The organism is Methanobrevibacter thaueri (assembly GCF_015062915.1).
Taxonomy (GTDB): domain Archaea; phylum Methanobacteriota; class Methanobacteria; order Methanobacteriales; family Methanobacteriaceae; genus Methanocatella; species Methanocatella thaueri_B.
This window is the reverse complement of record NZ_SUTJ01000002.1, coordinates 100836-127214: the sequence shown is the minus strand read 5'-3', so window position 1 is coordinate 127214 and position 26379 is coordinate 100836. Positions and strand designations below refer to the sequence as shown.

The 26379-nt window shown below is 40.2% G+C and carries 3 protein-coding genes; all 3 read left to right on the top strand.

The genetic code is table 11. The features are described 5' to 3' along the window. The first annotated feature begins 12 nt into the window (after positions 1 to 12). The 3 genes from E7Z78_RS01995 (at position 13) to E7Z78_RS01985 (ending at position 26249) form a co-directional block, all read left to right on the top strand. Complete coding sequence (locus E7Z78_RS01995) at positions 13 to 6519, top strand: S-layer family protein (protein WP_303723499.1); 6507 nt, start codon at positions 13 to 15, stop codon at positions 6517 to 6519. 286 nt (positions 6520 to 6805) lie between these two features. Continuing rightward, positions 6806 to 7489, top strand: a complete 684-nt coding sequence (locus E7Z78_RS01990; RefSeq protein WP_303723498.1) for a TIGR00297 family protein — start codon at positions 6806 to 6808, stop codon at positions 7487 to 7489. 271 nt (positions 7490 to 7760) lie between these two features. Further along, positions 7761 to 26249 (top strand): Ig-like domain repeat protein, encoded by an 18489-nt coding sequence (locus E7Z78_RS01985; protein WP_303723497.1) that lies wholly within the window; start codon positions 7761 to 7763, stop codon positions 26247 to 26249. Positions 26250 to 26379: the final 130 nt, after the last annotated feature.

The following is a 26379-nucleotide window of genomic DNA, read 5'->3' as shown; positions in this document are numbered from 1 at the left end:
AAGTACAACCCAGTGAATGCAACAAGCGCTGAATTCAATGTGGTCAATAAGACAACCGCTACAGTGATTATCACAGCAGACAGCATCATTGAAATCGACAACAACCTGACTTTCACAGTGACTACCAACAGTAATGCTACATTAGTTGTTAAAGTGAACGGCGTTGAAATCACTCCTGTTGACGGAGTATACAGCTTCAACGGCACTGTTGCAGGAAACTACACTATAACTGCTGAGGTTGCTGAAAACGATTACTACACTGCTGCTGAAAACTCCACAGCATTCACTGTTTACAAACATGCAAGCGAAATCGAAAGCATCGTTGTAACTCCTGTAACTGCAGTGGACGGTCATAATACCACAATAACAGTTACCATGGCCAATGCTGAAACCGGCAGTGTCCTAATTGAAGTAAATGGACTTAACTACACTGTACCTATCAAAGAAGGAGTGGCAACTTTAACAGTTACATTACCTGCCGGCGACTACACTGCTAAAGTATACTACCCAGGTGATGACAAGTACAATGATACCAATGCTCAAAGCGATGCATTCCACGTAATCAACAAGACAGTTGCTACTGTGGTCATTACAGCTGATAACATCATTGAAATCGACAATAACTTGACTTTCACAGTCACAACTAACAGTAACGCTACACTGGTCGTTAAAGTGAACGGTGTTGAAGTTGTTAAAGGTGCAGATGACAAATACAGATTCAACGGCACTGTTGCTGGCAACTACACTATTACTGCTGAGGTTGCTGAAAACGATTACTACACTGCTGCGGCTAACTCCACAGCATTCACAGTGATCAAGCATAACTCCACTGTAACTATTGATGTTGGTTCAGTATATGAGATTGAATCTGACTTCCCAATCACAATTACAAACAATACTGCTACTGTTGTAACAATCAACGGTAAAGAGTATGCTGTTGTTGACGGCATGGTCAATGTAAATACTGCAGAATTGTCTGCCGGACACTACATTGTAACCGCTACAATCGCTGAAAATGATAAGTACTATGCTAACGCTACAACAAAAGAGTTTGATATCATCAAACACAATGCTACAATCGATAGTGTTGCCGTTCCTGATGTTGATGTTGTCATCGGCAAGAACGCTACAATCACAGTGACAATGGGCAACGTAACAAGTGGATCCGTCATTATCGAAGTTGGCGGACACAACTACACAGTCCCTATTGTTAATAAGGTTGCTCAATTGAACGTGACACTGCCTGTCGGCACATACACAGCCAAAGCATACTACTTAGGTGATGACAAGTACAACCCAGTAAACGCAACAAGCGCTGAATTCAATGTGGTCAATAAGACAACCTCTACAGTGATTATCACAGCAGACAGCATCATTGAAATCGACAACAACCTGACTTTCACAGTGACTACCAACAGCAATGCTACATTAGTTGTTAAAGTGAACGGCGTTGAAATCACTCCTGTTGACGGAGTATACAGCTTCAACGGCACTGTTGCAGGAAACTACACTATAACTGCTGAGGTTGCTGAAAACGATTACTACACTGCTGCTGAAAACTCCACAGCATTCACTGTTTACAAACATGCAAGCGAAATCGAAAGCATCGTTGTAACTCCTGTAACTGCAGTGGACGGTCATAATACCACAATAACAGTTACCATGGCCAATGCTGAAACCGGCAGTGTCCTAATTGAAGTAAATGGACTTAACTACACTGTACCTATCAAAGAAGGAGTGGCAACTTTAACAGTTACATTACCTGCCGGCGACTACACTGCTAAAGTATACTACCCAGGTGATGACAAGTACAATGATACCAATGCTCAAAGCGATGCATTCCACGTAATCAACAAGACAGTTGCTACTGTGGTCATTACAGCTGATAACATCATTGAAATCGACAATAACTTGACTTTCACAGTCACAACTAACAGTAACGCTACACTGGTCGTTAAAGTGAACGGTGTTGAAGTTGTTAAAGGTGCAGATGACAAATACAGATTCAACGGAACCGTTGCAGGAAACTACACTATAACTGCTGAGGTTGCTGAAAACGATTACTACACTGCTGCAGCTAACTCCACAGCATTCACAGTGATCAAGCATAACTCCACTGTAGCTATTGATGTTGGTTCAGTATATGAGATTGAATCTGACTTCCCAATCACAATTACAAACAATACTGCTGCTGTTGTAACAATCAACGGTAAAGAGTATGCTGTTGTTGACGGCATGGTCAATGTAAATACTGCAGAATTGCCTGCCGGACACTACATTGTAACCGCTACAATCGCTGAAAACGACAAGTACTATGCTAACGCTACAACAAAAGAGTTTGATATCATCAAACACAATGCTACAATCGATAGTGTTGCCGTTCCTGATGTTGATGTTGTCATCGGCAAGAACGCTACAATCACAGTGACAATGGGCAACGTAACAAGTGGATCCGTCATTATCGAAGTTGGCGGACACAACTACACAGTCCCTATTGTTAATAAGGTTGCTCAATTGAATGTGACATTGCCTGTCGGCACATACACCGCTAAAGCTTACTTCACTGGCGATGACAAGTACAACCCAGTGAATGCAACAAGCGCTGAATTCAATGTGGTCAATAAGACAACCGCTACAGTGATTATCACAGCGGAAAACATTATTGAAATCGACAATAACCTGACATTCACAGTCACTACAAACAGTAATTCTACATTAGTTGTTAAAGTGAATGGTGTTGAAATCACTCCTGTTGACGGAGTATACAGCTTCAACGGCACTGTTGCTGGAAACTACACTATTACTGCTGAAGTCGCTGAAAACGATTACTACACTGCCGCTTCAAATTCAACAATGTTTACTGTAATCAAGCATAACTCAACAGTGAAAGTCGATGAGGTTCCAACTCACTACGTTGGAGATGACTTCGAAATAACCTTGACAAACAACACTGCAGCTGTCGTGACAATCAACGGCAAAGAATATCCAGTTGTAGACGGCAAGGTTGTTATTGATACAACTAAACTCCCTGCTGGTGAATATACAGTTACAGCTACAGTATATGAAAATGATAAGTATTATGGAAACAGTTCGACTGTTTCATTCAATATCACAAAACGTGCCTCAAGCGTAAATGTGACTGCAGACCCAATCAATGTAAATGAAACTGCAGTAATAGACATTACCGGTCCAAGTGACTTTAACGGTACTGCTATCGTTAATGTGGATGGCATGAACTACAGCGTGGCATTGACAAACGGTGTAGGCCAACTCAGAATCAACGGACTAGCTAACGGCACATATGACATTAACGTAACTTACTTAGAAAATGACAAATATCTCCAAAGCGTCAACGATACAGTCAAACTGCTTGTAAATAAAGTTGCTGATGCCGAAATCTCAGCTAGTGCAGACAACATCACTGTCGGTGATCCTGCAGTGATTAAGGTGACCGTTCCTGAAGACGCAACCGGTAATGTGACAGTAACCATTGGTAATATCACAAGAACTGTACCTATTGCTGGTGGAGAAAACGAAATAATCGTTCCTGGCGTTCCAGTTGGTGACTATGATGTTAAAGTAACCTATAACGGCGATGACAAATACCTGCCTGCAAACACTACCACTCCACTGTCAGTCAAACCGGCTGAAACCGACCCTGCTGACATCAAGGTGGTTGATCAAGGAAACGGCACTGTTGTGGTCGTTGTTCCTAAAGATGCAACCGGTAATGTAACCATTACAATCAACGGCACTAACTACACTGCTCCTGTTGTTAACGGAACAGCTACATTCGACTTGACCAATGAGACTCCTGAAACCTATGACATAACTGCAACATACTCCGGTGATGAAAACTACACCAGTGCGGCTACAAACGGCACAGTGACAATTCCAAAACACCCAACTCCAATGAGCATTGAAGTAAATGCAACAGTTGTCGGAAACGTCACTAAAGTGATTGTGTCCGTTCCTGAAAACGTCACTGGTAATGTGACAGTTGAAATTGACGGTAAAACTTACTCTGTAAAACCTGTTGACGGCAAAGCAGTCTTTGAAATTGAAGGATTAACAGCAGGCAACAAGACAGTTGTTGCAAGCTACGCCGGTGATGACTCATACCTTGCAAACTCAACCACTGCTCAATTTAAAGTGGATAAAGTGGCATCAAGCGTAAACGTAACCGGTGATGTGATTAAGGTTGATGAAACCGCAACAATAGTCATTGCAGGTCCAAGCGACTACAACGGAACTGCTGTTGTAACCATTGACGGCAAGGACTACAGCGTAAATGTAACCAACGGTGCAGGCCAACTCAAAGTGGATGGCCTTGCAAACGGCACATATGACGTTAAAGTGACCTTGCTTGAAAATGACAAGTACCTGTCCAGTTCAAACGACACTGCCAAAGTCATTGTCAATAAGGTGGAAGATGCTGAAGTCACTGCAAGTGCAGATGACATCACTGTCGGTGATCCTGCAGTGATTAAGGTGACCGTTCCTGAAGATGCAACAGGCAATGTGACTGTAACTATCGGAAACATTACAAGAACCGTACCTATTAAAGGCGGTGAAAACGAAATAATCGTTCCTGGCGTTCCAGTTGGAGACCATGAGGTTAAAGTGACCTATAACGGTGATGACAAGTACTTGCCAGCAAACACTACAACCTCCTTGACAGTCAAACCAATTGAAACCAGTCCTGACGACATCAAAGTCATTGACCAAGGAAACGGAACAGTCGTTGTTGTTGTTCCTGCAAACGCTACAGGCAATGTGACACTCAATGTCAACGGCAATAACTACACTGCTCCTGTTGTTAACGGAACCGCTACATTTGACCTGACTGATGTGGCTCCTGGAACCTATGATGTGACCGCAACATACTCAGGTGATGAAAACCACACAGCCCAATCCACAGACGGCAAAGTGACAATTCCTAAATACTCAACTCCAATGAGCATTGAAGTTGGAGACGGCAAAGTTGGCGAAACAATTGAAGTGACTGTAAACGTTCCAGAAAACGCTACAGGTAAAGTCACTGTTGAAGTAAACGGTAAAACATACACCAAAGAAATTGCAGACGGCAAAGCAGTATTCGAAGTAACCGGATTGCTTTCAGGCAACAAGACAGTTACCGCAACCTATGACGGTGACGACTCATACCTTGCAAATTCAACCACTGCAAACTTCACAGTCAACAAGAACCCTGCTCCAATCTCTGTTGAAGTGGACAACTCCACTGCAGGTCAGGCTACAGTAACCGTAACCTTGCCAGATGATGCAACAGGATATGTGATTGTCAATGTTGACGGTGTTGATTATGGAATCAACCTGACTGAAGGTGACAAGTCTGTAACAATTCCAATCAAGGGCAGCGGAGAATACACAGCTGTCGTGACCTACCTTGGTGATGAAAAATACCTTGGAAACTCCACAGAAAAAGACTTCAATGCTTCAAGCAGCAAAGTGCCTCCAAACATTGCAGCGGAAGTTGAAAATGTGCCTGTCGGTGAAGATGTGCAAGTTAAAGTAACAATTCCTGAAGGCGGAGAAGGTAATGTGACAGTGACAGTCGACAACAAGACAGTCACCGTTCATGTAACTGGTGGAGAAAATATAATCACAATCCCTGGAGTAAGCGAAGGAACCCATGACGTGAACATCTCATACAGCGGTAATGATCAGTACGAACCTCAAGACATTACCAAGTCCGTGACAGTATTCAGGTCAATCAATGCTGAAAACATCACAAGAGGATGGAACAGTCCATATGACTATAAAGCAGAGTTCCTAGACAAGACAGGACATGTGCTTGAAAACACTGAAGTTCAATTCATTGTCAACGGTAAAACATACACTGTCAAAACAGACAGTCAAGGAATCGCTTACCTTGACACTTCCAAATTACCGGTCGGCAAATATGATGTAACCATTATAAACCCTGTAACAGGTGAGCAAGTCAATAGAACAACAACTATTGTAAAACGCTTGCTTGAAAACAAGGACATTACAATGGACTTCCGTGACGGAACATACTACTCCGTGCTTGCAATTGGAGATGACGGTAAACCGGTAGGTGAAGGTGAATTCGTGGACATCTACGTTAACACTATCCACTACTCATGCAGAACCGACAAGGACGGATACGCAAGACTCCAACTCAACTTGAATCCTAAAACATACACTATAACTGCGGAATACAAGTTGACCAAGGTTTCAAACAAGCTTGTGATTAAACAAACCCTCAAACTTGTCAAAAAGACTGTTAAAGTCAAAAAAGGCAAAAAACTAGTGCTTAAGGCTAAACTCAAATGGTCCAACGGCAAAGCCATCAAGGGCAAGAAGATCGTCTTCAAGTTCAAGGGCAAAAAATACACTGCCAAAACCAACAGCAAAGGTATTGCCAAAGTGACTATTAAGAAAAAAGTTACCAAGAAACTTAAGAAGGGTAAAAAATACAAGTACTCTGCAACATATGTTTCAAATACCGTTAAGGGTAAGGTTAAAGTTAAATAATAATTGATGTTGTCCCCCAGACAACATTAAAATTTTCTTTTTTTTATGGGCACATATAGATGCAGTGCCTCATTTTAGTATTTTTATCACATTAATTAAATTTTGCTTTATTTTTCACAATAGTATTTGACACACTTTATGTACAACTATCATAATTATCGTTCACTTTTTCAAGGATATTGCATGAAAATTCTGTTCGATATTTCGTTTAAGTAAATCTTTTTATATCATCTTGAACAAAGTATAATATATATAAAGGAGTTTAGTGATTTAGATGGAGACACTGATGATAAACTGGGCTTATGTAATAATCTTATTCATTCTAGGTTTCATAACCTACAGGAGAAAATCACTCGACTTTTTCGGCTCAGCGGTCATGATCGTCATGGGTGTCGTCATAATATTCTCAGCCGGTCCGCACTGGCTATTGCTGATTATACTGTTTCTCGTATTGTCTCTTCTTGCTACAAAATACTCCAAGAAGTACAAGATGTCTCTTGGTGAGTTTGAGGGAAGAAGAACATCCAAAAACGTTATCTCAAACGGTGTTGTCGCATGTTTCATGGCAGCATTTGGAGGGTATTACCTGCCGTTCGTCGGAGGATTCATCGGTGCGATTGCAACAGCAATGACTGACACACTCGCTTCCGAGATTGGAGTGCTGGATCCACATCCAAGACTCATCACAACCCTGCAGAAAGTCGATCCGGGTACAAACGGTGCTGTTTCACCGTTGGGAACTGGAGTGGGAATGCTTGGGGCAGCCATTATTGGTATTGCCGCATATCTTTTAGGGATTGTTGAAAATCCATTGTCTGCAATAATCGTTTCAGTGGTGTCAGGTACAGTGGGTTGCTTTGCCGACAGTATCCTTGGGGCACTCTTTGAAAACCGTCATATCATCACAAATGAACATGTTAACCTAATAGCGACAATAGTCGGAGCAGTTGTCGGAATATTATTAATTTAATTAACAACTTTATTGATAATTAAGATAAAATTGAACATTTTTTTAATTTTCTTATTCTAAAATTTGACATATTCTATTTTTTTCTTTAAAATTACCTTATTTTTCTATCAAACTGTTTATTATTTTGAAATCTTTTTGAATAAATCTTTCACTTTATTAATAATATTTATATACTTTCATAAAAATAAATAAAAATACTCTAAATATTTCCATAAATAATGGAAAAATGAGTAAAGTTTATAACTTAATAAAAATCGATTTGGCGATTTATATGCGAATAAAAAGAGAAATTTTACTAATAATTGCCATAATATTCGTGGCAATGATAGGAGGTGTGTCAGCTGCTGACGACAATCAGACCAGTGACGTTGCAAGCGTTGCGGATGATAGTCCAACAGTTGATACCAAGACAAACCATACTGTCGACGTTACGACAGTGGAAGATGAATCTTCGATTGAGGAAGAGGATTCTGTAATTGAAGAAGGAACGATAGCTGAAACGGAAAATGATAAGAGTGCCGTTTTGGCTGCAAGTTCAAATGATGATGTGCTAGGTGTTCCTGCAGATCAGGAAGTTTTAGGTGCAACACTTAGAAGTTTGCAAACTGCTATTAATAATGCTGGGAATACTTTAAATTTATATGAGGATTATACTGTAGGAAATAACAATAACGAATTTATGATGGCCATCATTAATAAGAATCTTGTTATTAATGGTAATAATCATATCCTTGATGCAAAAAATAATGGTGGAATAATCTATATTTATAATGGTGTTACAGTTACATTTAATGATTTAACATTTTCCAGAGCAGGATATACGTCAACTGATTATATTCGGAATCAATGGGGTTATTTTTATCCTTATTTAGGAGGTGCAGTTCATGTTAATGATGGTTGTACTGTAACATTTAATAACTGTAAATTTTTAAATAATGCTCGTTATAGTTATGGTGGTGCAGTGACTGCATGGAATGGCGGTACATTTACTTTTAATAATTGTGAATTTACAGGTAACTCTGCATATATGCCAAGTGATTCTGATGAAACATATGGTGGTGCAATTTTTGCATATCAGGGGGGTACATTCAGATTTACAAATTGTGATTTCACAAGTAATACCGCTAAAGATGGTGCTATATTAAAAGATTTTGGGAATGGAAACCTAGCTGGTTACACATTTACCGATTGTGATTTCATCAATAATGGTGCTAGTGATACTGCTGCAATTTATCTAAATTGTAATCAGGCATCATTTGACAAATGTAACCTTATTAATAATTCCGGTTATCAATATGGTGCTATTTATGTATATAGTAGCAATAATCCTATAAGATTAACTAATTCAAATTTCACTGGAAATAAAGTATCTGGTGTTGGTGAAGATTCAGGAGATAGAGGGGGAGTTATTAGACTTAACTGGGTTACCTCATTTTATGTAGACAATTGTATATTTAAAGAAAATTCCGCTTCATATGGTGGTGCAATCTATGCCCCATTTGTAGCAAATGAAAACTGTCAGATATTAAATTCAAAATTTATTGATAATATTGTTTCTTCAAATGGGGGAGCAATATACTGGAATGGAAATAATACCATTTTTAGAAATCTAGAATTCATTAACAATTCTGGTGAAAATGGTGCGGCATTATATTTTGGAGATAATCTTGGAAATACTATAATTTCTAATTGTAATTTTACTGAAAATAAAGCAACAGGTCAAGGAGGAGGTATCAGATTCCTTATCAAAGTTAACAATGCCGATATAACCAATTGTTTATTTGATGGAAATATTGCAATTAATGGTGCAGGAATTTCAATGGGAGAAGATGTGCATGATGTACTTATAAACAAGTGTAATTTCACTGACAACCATGCTAGTAGTTATGGGGGAGCTATATACTTCCAAAGTTATGGTGATGGATTTGACATAACCAATTCTAACTTTAACAGCAATTTTGCTTCATCTGGAGGGGCAATTCATTTCTTCTCTTCAAGATATGAAGATTCATATAATGATATAGACATAATTAATTGTAATTTCACAAAAAATATTTGTACCTCTTCTGATTCTCGTTACGGAGGTAGTTCAATTGGTTTTAATTGGGCTAATGATATCAATATAAATAAGTGTAATTTTGAAGCAAACAGTGCAAGTGCAAGTGGTGCAGTTTTATTGGATTACTGTTATGATGTTAGTTTCAATGAATGTGAATTTTCAGACAATAGTGCAGGAAGATATGGTGGAGCCATATACTTCTTTAATATTGCGGGAGGTAGTAATGCAAGTATTGTAAAATGTAATTTTAATAATAACTCTGCAACTAGATCTGGCGGAGCTATTTCAACCACTCCATTTGGAGTCACTGTCAAAACTGTTTATGAAAATTGGAAAATTATTGATTGTGAGTTTATTGATAATCATGCTATATTGAGTGGTGGTGCGGCTTACCTTCCTGTGGTAAATAATATCACTATAACAAATAATAAATTTGATAACAACTCTGCTCAATCTACTGGTGCATTATATTTAAGTGGAAATTTATTCAATGGATATAATTTGAACTTCACAAACAATAAAGCCACTAATGGTGATGCTGGTGCTTTATTTATAGCTACAAATCCTGGTTCAACAGATTTATCTACTTTTAATAAATTATTATTTGAAAACAACACTGCATATAGCAATGGTGGAGCTATTTCAGGTACTGCATCTAATGTTGACATTACAAATGCAGATTTCAATAACAACTCAGCATGGTACGGTGGTGCAATCTACTGGACTACCGGTTCCAATATAAATATTAATCATGACACTTTTACATTAAACACCGCTAATAATGCGGGTGCTATTGACATATATGGTGCTGCAAATACTAACATCTCATATTGTGATTTCATTAACAATAGTGCTACCAACCAAGCTGGTGCAGTATGGCTTAACAGTGAAGGTGGAAGCATATCCTACTGTGACTTCACCAATAATAATGCTGGTGGAAATGGTGGGGCAGTCATCATGGACTCAAATAGGCAAACATTACAAAGCTGTAATTTCATAGACAATACTGCAGGTGGAAAGGGTGGTGCAATATACGATACTGGTGTAGGTGCAGACAACTCAAACACAATTAAGGATTCAACATTCGTAAGAAGTAAGGCATATGATGGTGGTGCAGTATACATTACTGACGGAAGAATAACTCAAATATATAACGACACATTCATCGACAACCTAGCTTCCCACAACGGTGGTGGAGCATACGTAATTGTCGATGCAATCGCTTATGTTGACTATGATTTATTTAAACACACAGGTATCTATGAGGAATCAACTTCCAGAATCGACTGGAGTGTAGGAAGCAGAAACGTAATCTACTCTTCCCTATTTGAGAACAACAACATCGACTACTACATGGACGTGTCAGCTGTCGTATCAGGTCTTACTGCAGTAATCACTGTAACAGTGCCAGTTGATGCAAACAAGTCCAAAAACGGTAAAGTTGTATTTGACATCACATACACCAACCAGACCGGTTCCTACAAGACTCAATACGTATTGAACAACTTCGAGGACAATCCTGGAACAATCACATTGAACCTTCCAAGTTCAGAGGTCGGTCACTATGATGTTATTGTGCAATTTTCAGAAGACACTTACTTAATGAAACAGTTCAACGTATCCTATAACGTAACTGACCCAAGAGGGGACTTTGAAATCTTGCAAGGATTAATTAATGACGCAATCGCCAACCATTTCGCTGAATTAGATTTAACCAGAAGTTACACTTTCACTCCAGGTAATGAAACAAATCCTTTGGATTTCAACGTATATGACATTGAAATTAACGCTCCGTTAATAATCAACGGTCATGGATGGACAATCAACTCATTAGGATACTGCAGAATATTTGCCGTTAACGGCGCTAACGTGGTATTAAATGACCTCAAGATAATAAACGGTAACAACGCAACCGACGGTGGTGCAATCTACTGGGCCGGAAGCAACGGTACTGTCAGACACACTGAATTTACAAACAACACCGCTACACATGACGGTGGTGCAATCTACTTCGCACCAACAGCTGCTGATTCAAAGGTAATCAACTGTACCTTCGAGGACAACAGGGCAGGAGATGACGGTGGTGCAATAGACTGGAACGCAACAAGAGGTGTTCTCAACGATTCCGAATTTATAAACAATGCTGCTGGCAGTTACGGTGGAGCATTATGCCGTGAAGTCAATGCTGACGGAGGATATGGTAACAACAACGTGTTCATCAACAACACTGCTGGTGAGGTCGGTGGTGCAATCGCTTGGATGAAATCCGAAAGTATCACAATCAACAATTACGACTTCATAAACAACACTGCAGGATACAGCGGTGGAGCAATATACGTAGGTGAAGGCAGTGGAAACTGTGTAGTGAAAAACTCATACTTCGAGGCAAATGAGGTTATCGGAGAACCTGGTCACGGTGGAGCTATCGAATGGTATTCAAGAGAAGGTGCAATCGACAACTCCGAATTCGTAAACAACAAGGCATATAAAGGTGGTGCAGTATTTGTAGGTCAAGTGGCTGGTGACATCAACATCACAAACTCTGTATTTACAAACAACACCGCATTGACTCACGGTGGAGCTGTTGACGCAAATGCATCCTCTGTAATAATGGAACACTCACAATTCTACAACAACACTGCAGAATACGGTGGAGCATTATATGTTGGAGGAGCAGGTGAACACAACTCCGTAGGATATTGTCTTTTCATCGGAAACAACGCAACCGAAAACGGTGGTGCAATCGACTGGGCTGCATCCAACGGTAATGTTTTAGAATCCACATTCGAGTACAACCACGCTAAAAACGGTGGTGCAGTATATGTCGGTGGTTTGGCTGAAGAGGGAAGCGTAATCAACTCAACATTCAACCACAACTCCGCAGATGTAAGAGGTGGGGCTGTTTGCTGGAACGCAACAATCGGTAGACTGACCGGTTCAACATTCTTCAACAACTCAGCTCAATTAGGTGGTGCAACATACAGAGGCGCAAACTCAACCGGAGGATTCGGATACGACAACGTTTATATTTCCAACAAGGCTGAATTAGACGGTGGTGCAATCTACTGGAACGGTGCCGGTGGTAACATTACCTATTCCGAGTTCCACGACAACATTGCTGGAAGAAACGGTGGGGCTGTTTATGTAGGTGCTGTCGGTGCAACCGCTTACATTACTGATGCAATATTTGACAACAACACTGCTGGTGAAAACGGTGGTGCTGTTGACTGGGCTGCATCCAACGGACACATATTAAGATCAACATTTGAATACAACGATGCTGGAACTAACGGTGGTGCGGTATTCATCGGTGGTTCAGCAGAAGGTGGAAGTGTAATCAACTCAACATTCAACCACAACACTGCAAAAGAAAAAGGTGGAGCTATTGACTGGAACTCTACAATCGGTAGGTTAACCGGTTCAACATTCTTAAACAACTCTGCTCAATTAGGTGGTGCAACCTACAGAGGTGCAAACTCAACCGGAGGTTACGGTTATGACAACGTTTATACAGATAACCATGCTGAAATTGACGGTGGTGCTATCTACTGGAACAGTGCTGGTGGTAACGTAACTCACTCTGAGTTCTACAACAACACTGCTGGCAGAAACGGTGGTGCAGTATATGTTGGTGCTAATGGTGCAACATCATACATTACTGATGCAAAATTTGTAAACAACTCTGCTGAAAACCGTGGAGGAGCTGTTGACTGGGATGCATCCAACGGTAATGTGCTAAGGTCAACATTCGAGTACAACAGTGCTGACTACGGTGGTGCAGTATTCATTGGAGGTACATCAGGAAACGGTACAATCATCAACTCCACATTCAATCACAACCATGCTGATGAGAACGGTGGTGCTCTTGACTGGAACTCAACAATCGGTCAACTGATCAACTCCACATTCTACAACAACACAGCTAAATATGGTGGTGCAACCTACAGAGGTTCAAACTCAACCGGTGGTTACGGATACAACAACGTTTATATTTCTAACCATGCTGAAATCAACGGTGGTGCTATCGACTGGAACGCTGCAGGTGGAAATGTAACCCACTCCACATTCAAGGACAACACCGCTGGAAACGATGGTGGTGCAGTATATGTAGGAGCTCAAGGTGCAACCACATACATTACCGATGCAACATTCGAGAACAACGATGCAGGAAACAACGGTGGGGCTGTCAACTGGGCTGCATCCAACGGACACATATTGAACTCCAAGTTCGACTACAACGATGCTGTAAACAACGGTGGTGCAGTATTCATTGGTGGTTCTTCAGGAAACGGTACAATCATCAACTCCACATTCAACTACAACACTGCTGGTGAAAACGGTGGAGCTATCGACTGGAACTCAACAATCGGCAAATTAATCGGTTCAAACTTCACATTCAACTCCGCAAAATACGGTGGAGCTACATTCAGAGGTGCTAACGCAACCGGTGGTTACGGATACAATAACATCTACATTTCAAACCATGCTGAAATCAACGGTGGTGCTATTGACTGGAATGCAACAGGTGGAAACATCACACATTCCCAATTCTACAACAACACTGCTGGTGAAAACGGTGGAGCATTGTTCGTAGGAGCTCACGGAGCTACCGCTTACATTACTGATGCAATATTTGAAAACAACAAGGCAGGAAACCGTGGTGGAGCTATTGATATCTATGCATCAAACACACACATAATCAATTCAAACTTCACAACCAACAAAGCAGACTATGGTGGTGCAGTATTTGCAGGTCACAACGCTGAAGTGAGTGAAATAACCAATTCAACATTCACAAGCAACTCTGCTACATATAACGGTGGTGCTATTGACTGGAACGCTTCATCTGGAAGAATTACAGACTCCAGTTTCGATCAAAACACTGCTGAGTTTGGTGGTGCGGTATTTGTAGGTGCAAGTACCAACGACGGATACGTGGTTGGATCCAACTTCACAAACAACGTTGCAAAATCCAGAGGTGGAGCTATCGACTGGAACGCTTCAAACGGACATGTGAACGATTCAATATTTGTAGGAAACCAAGCTGTTGACGGTGGTGCAATCTATGTAGGTTCAGGTGCTTCAAACGGACACGTATACAACTCAACATTCATCTCAAACAGAGCTGATGATAAGAAAGGTAAAGGTGGAGCAATATTATTCCACACAGTGGACCAAGTCTATGTTGGCCTGTCCAACTTCACAGATAACACAGCTGACCATGCAGGAGCAATCTACATTGATGAATGTAACAGTGCAGTGATAGAGGCTTCGGACTTCACGGCCAACTCCGCTAACAATGATGGTGCAATCCACTGGGAAGGACATGATGGAACATTAAGAGACTCAACATTCACAGCCAACTCCGCTACCCAGGATGCGGGTGCAATCGGATGGAAAGGTGTTGAAAGTGACATCTACAATGTGACATTCTCCAAAAACACTGCTGGCGGAAAAGCAGGCGCAATCTACTGGGTAAACGTGACTGATGATGAAATCCACAATGTGACATTCACCGAAAACCAGGCATTCAAAGGTGGTGCAATCTACTGGGATTCCGGAAACGGTACAATATACGATGCAACATTCAAATCCAACGTAGCATTCGAGGAAGGTGGAGCAGTCTACATCAATGGACTTTCAGGAAACGCATTGACAAATGCAACATTCACCTCAAACAGAGCTACCGGATACTTCAACCCAGAAGGAATTGAATACGGTGACGGTGGTGCAGTATACATTACCACTTCCGACAACATGGAATTGAACGACTTGAAATTCGACAATAACGCTGCTGCATTGAGCGGTGGTGCAATCTATGTTAACAACACTGACGATTCAGAGTTATACGGATTGACATTCAACGACAACCGTGCAAACAAGGTTGGAGGAACAATCTACTGGACTTCATCAAGCAATGATACAATCCATGACATATCCATCAATAAGAGTACAGCTCACGACGAAGGAGGAGCAATCTACCTTACTGATATGGAAGCTACCTTGGAAGACATTAAAATTGATCAAGCCACTGCAAGCTATGCTTCAGCAGGAGCGATTTATGCAAACGGTAACATTACAATAAACAATGCTACATTGACCAACTTCAAGTCCTTGAATGATGTCGCATCAGCAATACTCTTTGATGGAGGAAACTCAACTATTGCAAACTCCACATTGACAGGAAACAATGCAATTGTTATCAATGAGGACACTACAGTTCATGTGATTAAAAACACAATCAACGACAACCCGGCTGATGGATACGCAGTCTTGAACGGAGGTACATTATACCTTGAGAAAAACGATTTCGATGATGTAATCATCAATGCAGGCGTAATCAAGACCCAAACCTACACTGTCGTTTTAGGAAACAAAACTGTAAATGCGACTAAAGGAGATGTTGTAACCTTGAATGCAACAATCGTGGATGACACTAAGAACAACAACATCGTTGTAGTCGAGTCATTCCGCTTCCATGACCTCACAAAAGGTGCAACTATACCTTCAACATACAGTGGTAGGGCAAACTACGGAACATATGTTGCTGAAGAACAAGGAAAATACATTATTTCCGCAGATGATGTTGGATTGACAAACAACACAATCCTCACTGGTACATTAGTCGTTAAGGCATCTAACAATATTGAGTTCAACATTACTAAAATCAATGAAGGGGAAAACGTAACAATCAAGGTAGAATTATTACCACCTGACAACAACTTCCCATACCAAGGAAACATCTCATTGACTGTTGACGGCAAACCGTACAATGTTGAAATCATAAACGGAACAGGTACATTAACATTGACCAACCTCTCCGCAGGAACCTACAAGGTAACTGCAACATATGGAGGTGACGAGTTCCACAACAATGCAACCAATGAAACTTACTTCGTTGTCAACTTGCGTGAAACCCTGATTAACATTACAGTTAATAATATATTATATGGTCAAAACGCAACTGCAGTTGTGACCACAAACGCAAACGGAACCGTAAGAATATTAATCAACGGTAACAGAGTAGTTGAAATAGTGAACGGTACAGCTACATTGAATATAACTGACCTCGCTCCTGGTAAATATTCAGCTACTGTAATCTACCCAGGAAACGACTACTTTAAAATGAACTATAATGAAACAAGCTTTGAAGTGTACAAGAACAATGCTGTAATCGATTCAATCGAATTTGCAAGAGTGGTTCCTGTAGGTACTGAAAACACAATCACTGTGACTATGGGCAATGTAACAAGCGGAACCATTACAATTGAAGTGAACGGTGTAAACTACACTGCTCCAATCGTAAATAAAGTCGCTAAATTGAACGTAACCTTGCCTGTGGGCAAAGATTATGCAGTAAACGCATACTTCCTAGGTGACAATTACTTCAACGCAACCAACAAGACCGGTGGAACATTCGAAGTGACTGACAAAAACGTTACTGTAATCAACATCAGTTCAATCAATGTGATTGAAGTCGACGGCAGATTGGTAATCAACTTCACAACCAATACAACTGCCCCATTGAATGTGACAATCAATGGAAAACCAGTGACTGTCGTTAACAATTCAGTTGTTGCAGACACAAGTGCTGTTGGAACTTACATGCTTGTTGTAACCTCTCCTGAAAATGCAAATTACTCTTCAGGTTACAATTCCACAATGTACACAGTAATCAAGCACAACTCAACTGTAAACATAACTGTTGATCCAGTGCACTATGTTGGAGATGCATTCACAATAATCATTGGCAACAACACCAATGTCACCGTAACAATCAACGGTAGACCTTATGCTGTTGGTGCTGACGGTAAAGTGGTCATCGACACTACTCAATTGCCTGCTGGAGACTACATTGTAAGTGCAGTAATAGCTGAAAACGACAAGTACTATGGAAACAGAACAGAAGCCACATTCGACATTGTCAAATACAATGCAACAATCGACTCTGTTGTTGTAACTCCTACTGTTGAAGTTGGTCAAAACCTCACAGTAACTGTAACAATGGGCAATGTGACTTCCGGAAACGTGTTAATTGAAGTGTATGGTCACAACTACACAGTACCGATTGTAAACGGTGTTGCTAAGACTAATATTACAGCCACCAAACTCGGTAACAACTTCGGTGTGACTGCTTACTTCCTTGGAGACAACACTCACAATGCAACCAGCAAGGCTGGAAACACATTCAACGTAACCGGTAAATACCCAACTGTAATAATAATCAACGTGACAAGTGTAGTTGAAGTTGATGACTTGTTAATAGTCAACATCACAACAAACACTACTGCTCCATTGATTGTTGAAGTGAACGGAAACCCGGTAACAGTGAACAGCACAGGACAATTCATTGCAGACACAAGCGTTGCAGGAACATACACTATAACAGCAAGAACCGATGAAGGTGAATTCTACTACAGTGGATTCAACTCCACAACATTCAACGTGATCAAGCACAACTCAACTGTCAATGTAACTGTTGGCCCAATACACTTTGTTGAAGACGTATTCACAATCAACGTAACCAACAACACTGCTGTTGTGGTAACAATCAACGGTAATACATATGATGTCAACGCAGACGGAACAGTTAACATAGATACTGCAGCATTAAGTGCAGGAGAATACATCGTAACAGCAACAATCGCTGAAAACGATAAGTATTACGGTAACAGTTCAACCGCAAAATTCAATATTGTGAAATACAATGCTGAAATCATCTCAGTCGTTGCAAGTCCAACAATTGCTCCTTACGGTCAAAACACTACTGTAACAGTAACTATGGGCAATGTGACTAGCGGATTAATCACTATTGAAGTGAACGGTAAGAATTACACTGCTCCAATAGTCTCAGGTGTAGCTACCTTGGACATCGGATTGCCAATCGGCAAATACGCTAACGTAACCGCATACTTCTTAGGTGACTACAAGTACAATGCAACCAACAAGACTGGAAACGAGTTTGAAGTTACTGATAAAAACATTACTGTGATTACAATTGATGTTGAAAGCGTTGTAGTGGTTGACAGTGAAGTGATTGTAACATTAAATACAAACACTACTGCTCCATTGAACGTGACTGTAAACGGTAAACCTGTAACTGTCGTGGGCAACAAGTTCACAGCAGACACTTCCGCTGCAGGAACTTACACTATTGTGGCTACTGCTGAAGAAAATGAGTTCTACTCAAGAGGATACAACTCAACAGTATATAATGTAATCAAGCACAACTCTACTGTTGACATTGCTGTTGACGCGGTACACTTTGTAAATGACACATTCACAATCACTGTAACCAGCAATACAACTGTTAATGTAACCATTAATGGTAAAGTCTACACTGTTGGTGCTGATGGTCAAGTTGCAATCGACACCGCTACTTTGCCTGCTGGCGAGTACATTGTAAACGCTGTTGTAACTGAAAGTGCTAAATACTATGGAAACTCTTCAAATGCAACATTCAAGATTGTTAAATACAATGCTGAAATCACATCTGTTGTAGCAACTCCTATTGTTGCAAACGGTCAAAACACAACAATTACTGTGACTATGGCTAATGTGACCGAGGGTATAATTACAATTGAAGTAAACGGTGTAAACTACACTGTACCAATCGCAAACAGCATTGCTACATTGAATGTAAGTCTTCCTGTCGGTAAAGACTATCCTGTAACAGCTTACTTCCTAGGTGACTACAAGTACAATGCAACCAGCAAAGCTGGTAACCCATTCGAAGTCACTGACAAGAACGTAACTGTTATTAACATTGAATCAATCAGTGTTGTTGAAATAGATTCCAGATTACTCATCAATGTAACTGCCAACACTACTGCTCCATTGACAGTAACTGTTAACGGTAAACCTGTAACTCTTACTAACGGTCAATTCGTTGCAGACACCAGTGTTGCTGGAACATACACAATTGTTGCAACCGCAGCTGAAAATGAGTTCTATTCAAGCGGATACAATTCCACAACATACAAAGTAATCAAACACAACTCTACTGTTAACATTACAGTTGATCCAGTGCACTTTGTTGGAGACAACTTCACAATCACTGTGACAAGCAACACAACCGTAAGCGTAACAATCAACGGTAAATCATACACTGTTGGTGCTGACGGTAAAGTTAACATTGACACAACCGCTTTACCAGCCGGTGAATACATTGTAAATGCTGTTGTGACTGAAAGCGACAAGTATTATGGTAACTCCACAACCGCAACATTCGACATTGTTAAATACAATGCTGAAATCATCTCAGTTGTTGCAGAACCTCTTGTTGTTCCTGTTGGTCAAAACACAACAATTACTGTGACTATGGCTAATGTGACAAGCGGATCCATCGTGATAGAAGTAAATGGTGTAAACTACACTGTACCAATCGTGAATAAAGTTGCTAAATTGAACGTAAGCTTACCTGTAGGTAACGATTACCCTGTAAAAGCATACTTCTTAGGTGACAGCACTCACAATGCAACTAGCAAAGTTGGAAACACTTTCGATGTGACTGATAAAAACATTACTGTGATTACAATTGGCGTTGAAAGCATCGTTGTGGTAGACAGTGAAGTGATTGTAACATTAACTACAAACACTACTGCTCCATTGAACGTGACTGTAAACGGTAAACCTGTAACTGTCGTGGGCAACAAGTTCACAGCAGACACTTCTGCTGCAGGAACTTACACTATTGTAGCTACTGCTGAAGAAAATGAGTTCTACTCATCAGGATTCAACTCCACAACATTCACTGTAATCAAGCACAACTCTACTGTTGACATTGCTGTTGACCCAGTTCATTTCGTGAACGACACATTCATAATCACTGTGACCAGCAATACCACTGTTAATGTAACCATTAACGGTAAAGTCTACACTGTTGGTGCTGACGGTAAAGTTGCAATCGACACAGCTGTTTTACCAGCTGGCGAGTACATAATCAATGCTGTTGTAATTGAAAATGCTAAATACTATGGAAACTCTTCAAATGCAACATTCAAGATTGTTAAATACAATGCTGAAATCACATCAGTGGTTGCAACTCCTGTTGTTGCTGAAGGTCAAAACACAACAATTGCTGTGACTATGGCTAATGTGACAAGCGGAACAATCACAATTGAAGTAAACGGTGTAAACTACACAGCAACAATCAACAACAACATTGCTGTGTTAAATGTATCATTGCCTGTGGGCAAAGACTATCCTGTAACCGCATACTTCCTAGGTGATTACAAGTACAATGCAACCAGCAAAGCTGGTAACCCATTCGAAGTAACCGACAAGAACGTTACAATAATTACTATTGACGTTGAAAGCGTTGTTGTGGTTGACGATAAAGTGATCGTAACAGTAACCACCAACACTACTGCTCCATTGAACGTGACTGTAAACGGTAAACAAGTAACCTTAAACAGTACCGGACAATTTGTAGCTGACACCAGTGTTGCTGGAACATACAACATTGTTGCAAGAGCTGTTGAAAACGAGTTCTACTCAAATGGATTCAATTCAACAACATTCACTGTAATCAAACACAACTCAACTGTTGACATTGCTGTTGATCCAATCCACTTTGTTGGAGACGATTTCGCAATCATTGTGACAAGCAACACTACTGTTAATGTTACTATCAACGGTAAAACTTACGCTGTTGGTGATAACGGTAAAGTGAGCATTGATACAACTGCTTTAGAAGCTGGCGAATACACAGTAACCGCTACTGTATATGAAAATGATAAATACTATGGAAACGCTACAACTGCAACATTCAACATTGTAAAATACAATGCTACAATTGATTCAGTTGTTGTAACTCCTACAACTGAAATCGGTCAAAACATTACTATTACCGTAACAATGGGTAATGTGACTGACGGAACAGTATTAATTGAAGTATACGGAAACAACTACACTGTACCAATCGTTAACAGTGTTGCTACATTGAACGTTACCGCAACAAAAATCGGAAACGACTTCCCTGTAACTGCATACTTCCTAGGAGACAACAAACACAATGCAACAAGCAAAGCTGGAAACACATTCAATGTAACCGGTAAATACACTACCGTAATCAACATTGATGTTGAAAGCGTTGTTGTGGTTGACGATAAAGTGATTGTAACTGTAACTACAAATACTACAGCTCCATTAATCGTAAAAGTAAACGGAGAAAATGTAACCTTAAACAGCACAGGTCAATTTGTTGCAAACACCAGTGCTGCAGGAAAATACACAATCACTGCACAAACAGAAGAAAATGCGTTCTACTCAGGTGCATTCAACTCAACAACATACACTGTAATCAAGCACAACTCTACTGTTGACATCGCTGTTGGCCCAGTGCATTTCGTGAACGACACATTCACAATCAATGTAACCAGCAATGCCACTGTTAATGTAACCATTAACGGTAAAGTCTACACTGTTGGTGCTGACGGTAAAGTTAACATCGATACAGCTGTTTTACCAGCTGGCGAGTACATTGTAAATGCTGTTGTGACTGAAAGCGACAAGTATTATGGTAACTCCTCAACTGCAACATTCAACATTGTAAAATACAATGCTGAAATCATCTCAGTTGTTGCAGCTCCTGCAATCGGTCCTGTCGGTCAAAACACAACTCTTACAGTGACAATGGGTAACGTAACTACTGGAACCGTTAAAATCGAAGTAAACGGAGTTAACTACACTGTACCAATCATTGACGGTGTGGCTACCTTGAATGTGACCCTGCCTGTCGGCAAGTACACTAACGTATCCGCTTACTTCCTAGGTGATTACAAGTACAATGCAACCAACAAGACTGGAAACGCATTTGAAGTGACTGACAAGAACATTACAGTTATCACAATTGATGTTGAAAGCGTTGTTGTGGTTGAGGATGTAGTGATTGTAACAGTTAACACTAACACTACAGCTCCATTGAACGTGACTGTGAACGGTAAACCTGTAACTGTCGTGGGCAACAAGTTCACAGCAGACACTTCCGTAGCTGGAACATACACTATTGTTGCAAAAGCTGATGAAAGTGAATTCTACTCTTCAGGATTCAATTCAACAACATTCACTGTAATCAAACACAATTCAACTGTTGACATCAGTGTTGATCCTGTGCACTTTGTTGAAGACACATTCACAATCATAGTCTCAAGCAACACTACTGTAAACGTGACAATCAACGGTAAAACTTACGCTGTAGGTGCTGACGGTAAAGTTGACATTGACACAACCGCTTTACCAGCTGGCGAGTACATTGTAAATGCAGTTGTCTATGAAAATGCTAAATACTATGGAAACAGTACAAACGCAACATTCACTATTGTAAAACACAATGCTGAAATCATTTCAGTTGTTGCAAAACCTACAATTGCTGTGGACGGTCAAAACACAACAATTGCTGTGACTATGGGCAATGTGACAAGCGGAACAATCACAATTGAAGTAAACGGAGTTAACTACACTGCTCCAATCGTTGACAGCGTAGCTACCTTGAATGTAACCTTGCCTGTCGGCAATGACTACACTGCAACCGCTTACTTCCTAGGTGATGACAAACACAATGCTACAAGCAAAACCAGTGAACCGTTCTTCGTAACCGATAAGAACGTGACTGTAATTGAAATAGAATCAATCAGCGTGGTTGAGGTAGATGACACTTTAATCATTAACTTCACAACCAATACTGATGCAGAGTTAGAAGTAACTGTAAACGGTGAACCTGTAACATTAACCAACGGTCAGTTCACAGCAGACACAAGTGTTGCTGGAACATACACTGTTGTTGTAAGATCCAATGAAACAGCTAACTATTCAATCGGATACAATTCAACAGTATTCAAAGTAATCAAACACAACTCAACTGTTGACATTGCTGTTGACCCAACACACTATGTTGGAGATGACTTCACAATCATTGTGACAAACAACACTACAGTTAATGTGACAATCAACGGTAAATCATACACTGTTGGTGCTGACGGTAAAGTGAGCATTGACACTACTGCTCTTCCAGCAGGAGAATACATCGTGACCGCAACAGTAACTGAAAGCGACAAGTACTATGGAAACACTACAACAAAAGTATTCAACATTGTTAAAGTGGCATCCAAAGTCAACGTGACTGCTGAAAACATTGTATACGGTAACGAATCAGAGATTACAGTTAAAGTTCCAGTCCAACAAACCGGATACGTGACAATCACTGTCAACAACAAGAATTACACTGAAGTGATTACTAACGGCGAAGCTAAATTCACAATTCCAAACCTTAACGTTGGAACATACACTGTGGATGTAACATACTTAGGAGACAACACATACAACTCCTCAACAAATACTACAAGCTTCGATGTGACAAAAGCTGAATTGACTGCAACCGTTGAAGGTAAAAACATTACAGTAGATGAAAACTCAACATTCATCGTAAATGTTGATCCAAACTTCAAAGGAAACGTTTCAATCACTGTCGATGGCGTAACTTATGACGGACCAGTAAAATCCTTAATTGAAATGGACAAACTCACTGCTGGTGATAAGACCGCTACCGTAAGATTCTACGGTGACGACAACTTCAATGAAACAACCATGGACGTCAACTTCAAAGTATCCAAACTCGATACAAACATGAGGGTAATTGACAACGGTAACGGAACCGTAATGGTTATTGTTCCTGACAATGCAACAGGTAATGTGACAGTCAAACTCGGCGACAAGACATACAACGCAACTATTGTGAACGGAACCGCTATTGTGAACATGGATGATGTTCCATCCGGCAAATACAATGTGACCGTAAGCTACCCTGGAGATGACAGGTACAACAATGCTACAGTTAACGCAAGCATTGAAATCAAACCTAAAGAAACTCCAATAAGCGTCAACGTAACCAACATCAAGGTTGGAGATGTTGAAAAAATCATTGTAAGCGTGCCAAGTGATGCAACAGGAAACATTACAATTTCAATTGATGGAAAACCATACATACAACCTATTGTAAACGGTAATGCAACATTCACTATTTCCGACTTGACTGCTGGAAACAAGACAGTTGCAGTTAACTACCTTGGAGACACCAAGTACGGTGCTAACTTCACTTCCGCACAATTCACAGTATCCAAACGTGAATCATACGTGAACGTGGATGTTGAAGCAACCAATGTGGGAAGCCCAGTAACAATCAGTGTGGAAATCCCTGAAAACGCAACAGGAATTGTCATTGTAAATGTTGACGGAACAAACTATACCGTGCAAACAATCAACGGTAAAGGCTCAATTGCAATCAATGGTGTCGGAAACACAACTCACACAGTTAAAGTGACCTACCTTGGCGATGACCAATACTTAAACAGCACAAACAGCACAACATACGGCCTTAAAAAGCTCGCTTCTGAAGTGACCGTTAAAGTTGAAAATATCTATGCTGGCGAAACTGCTGTATTGGAAATTACAGTAACAGATGGTGCAACAGGAAACGTAACCATTAAGATTGGTGACGAGTATCAAGGTACAGTTGGTGTAACAAGTGGAAAAATCACTGTAAACGTTCCAGGATTACAAGCTGGAGACAAGACAGTTGAAGTTACCTACAACGGTGATGACAAGTACTTGCCAAGTGAAAACTCCACTACATTTGAAGTGGGAATCAAGGATGCGGTAATACTCACTAACGACGTTGTCGCATACTATAATGAAACCACATTCACAGCAAGATTAGCTGACACTGACAACAACCCAATTGCAGGCCAAGAAATTGTATTTAAAGTCAATGGCCAAACCTACACTGCAGTAACTGACGAATACGGTAACGCTAATGTGACATTCGAATTGCCGTTAGGAAAACACACAATCGAAACAAGTTACACAGATCCAAAAGGCAAGGTCATTAACGCAACTAATACAATCACAATGTCCACTTCTATCAGGGCTTCTGACATGACCAGAGGTTGGAACAGTCCATACGACTACTATGCAGTATTCCTTGACGGAGACGGACACGTGCTTGTCAATAAGGAAGTTTCATTCGTCATAAACGGTAAAACATATGACGTGGTAACTGATGCAAAAGGTATTGCATATTTAAACACTAAACTTGATGTTGGAAAATATGGAGTAACCTTAATCAACAAGGTGACTGGTGAAGTTACAAAAAGAAATGCAACCATTGTAAAACGTCTGATTGAAAACAAGGACATTGTAATGGACTTCCGTGACGGAACATGGTATACTGTAAAAGTTATTGGTGACGACGGTAAACCTGTAGGTGAAGGCGAGATCATTGATATCTACGTAAACACTATCCACTATGTATGTAAGACCGACAAGGATGGTTACGCAAGACTCTTGATCAACTTGAACCCTAACACTTACACAGTTTCACCTGAATATAAGACCTACAAAGTTTCCAATAAACTTGTGGTTAAACAAACTCTTAAATTAGTCAAAAAGACTGTTAAAGTCAAAAAAGGCAAAAAACTTGTGCTTAAAGCTACACTCAAATGGTCCAACGGAAAAGCTATCAAAGGCAAAAAGATTGTCTTCAAGTTCAAAGGTAAAAAATACTCCGCTAAGACCAATTCCAAAGGTGTCGCTAAAGTGACTATCAAGAAGAGCGTTACCAAGAAACTTAAGAAGGGCAAGAAGTACAAATACTCTGCTAAGTACTACACAAACTATGTGAAAGGAAAAGTGAAAGTTAAATAGGGAAATCAAATTTTCCCTAAATTTTTATTTTTTTATTGATTCATCTATATGTCCTAGATGAAAGTTCTTTTTTTCTACAATTATATATAATATAATTAAAAATACAACTCATTATTTTACATAATTAATT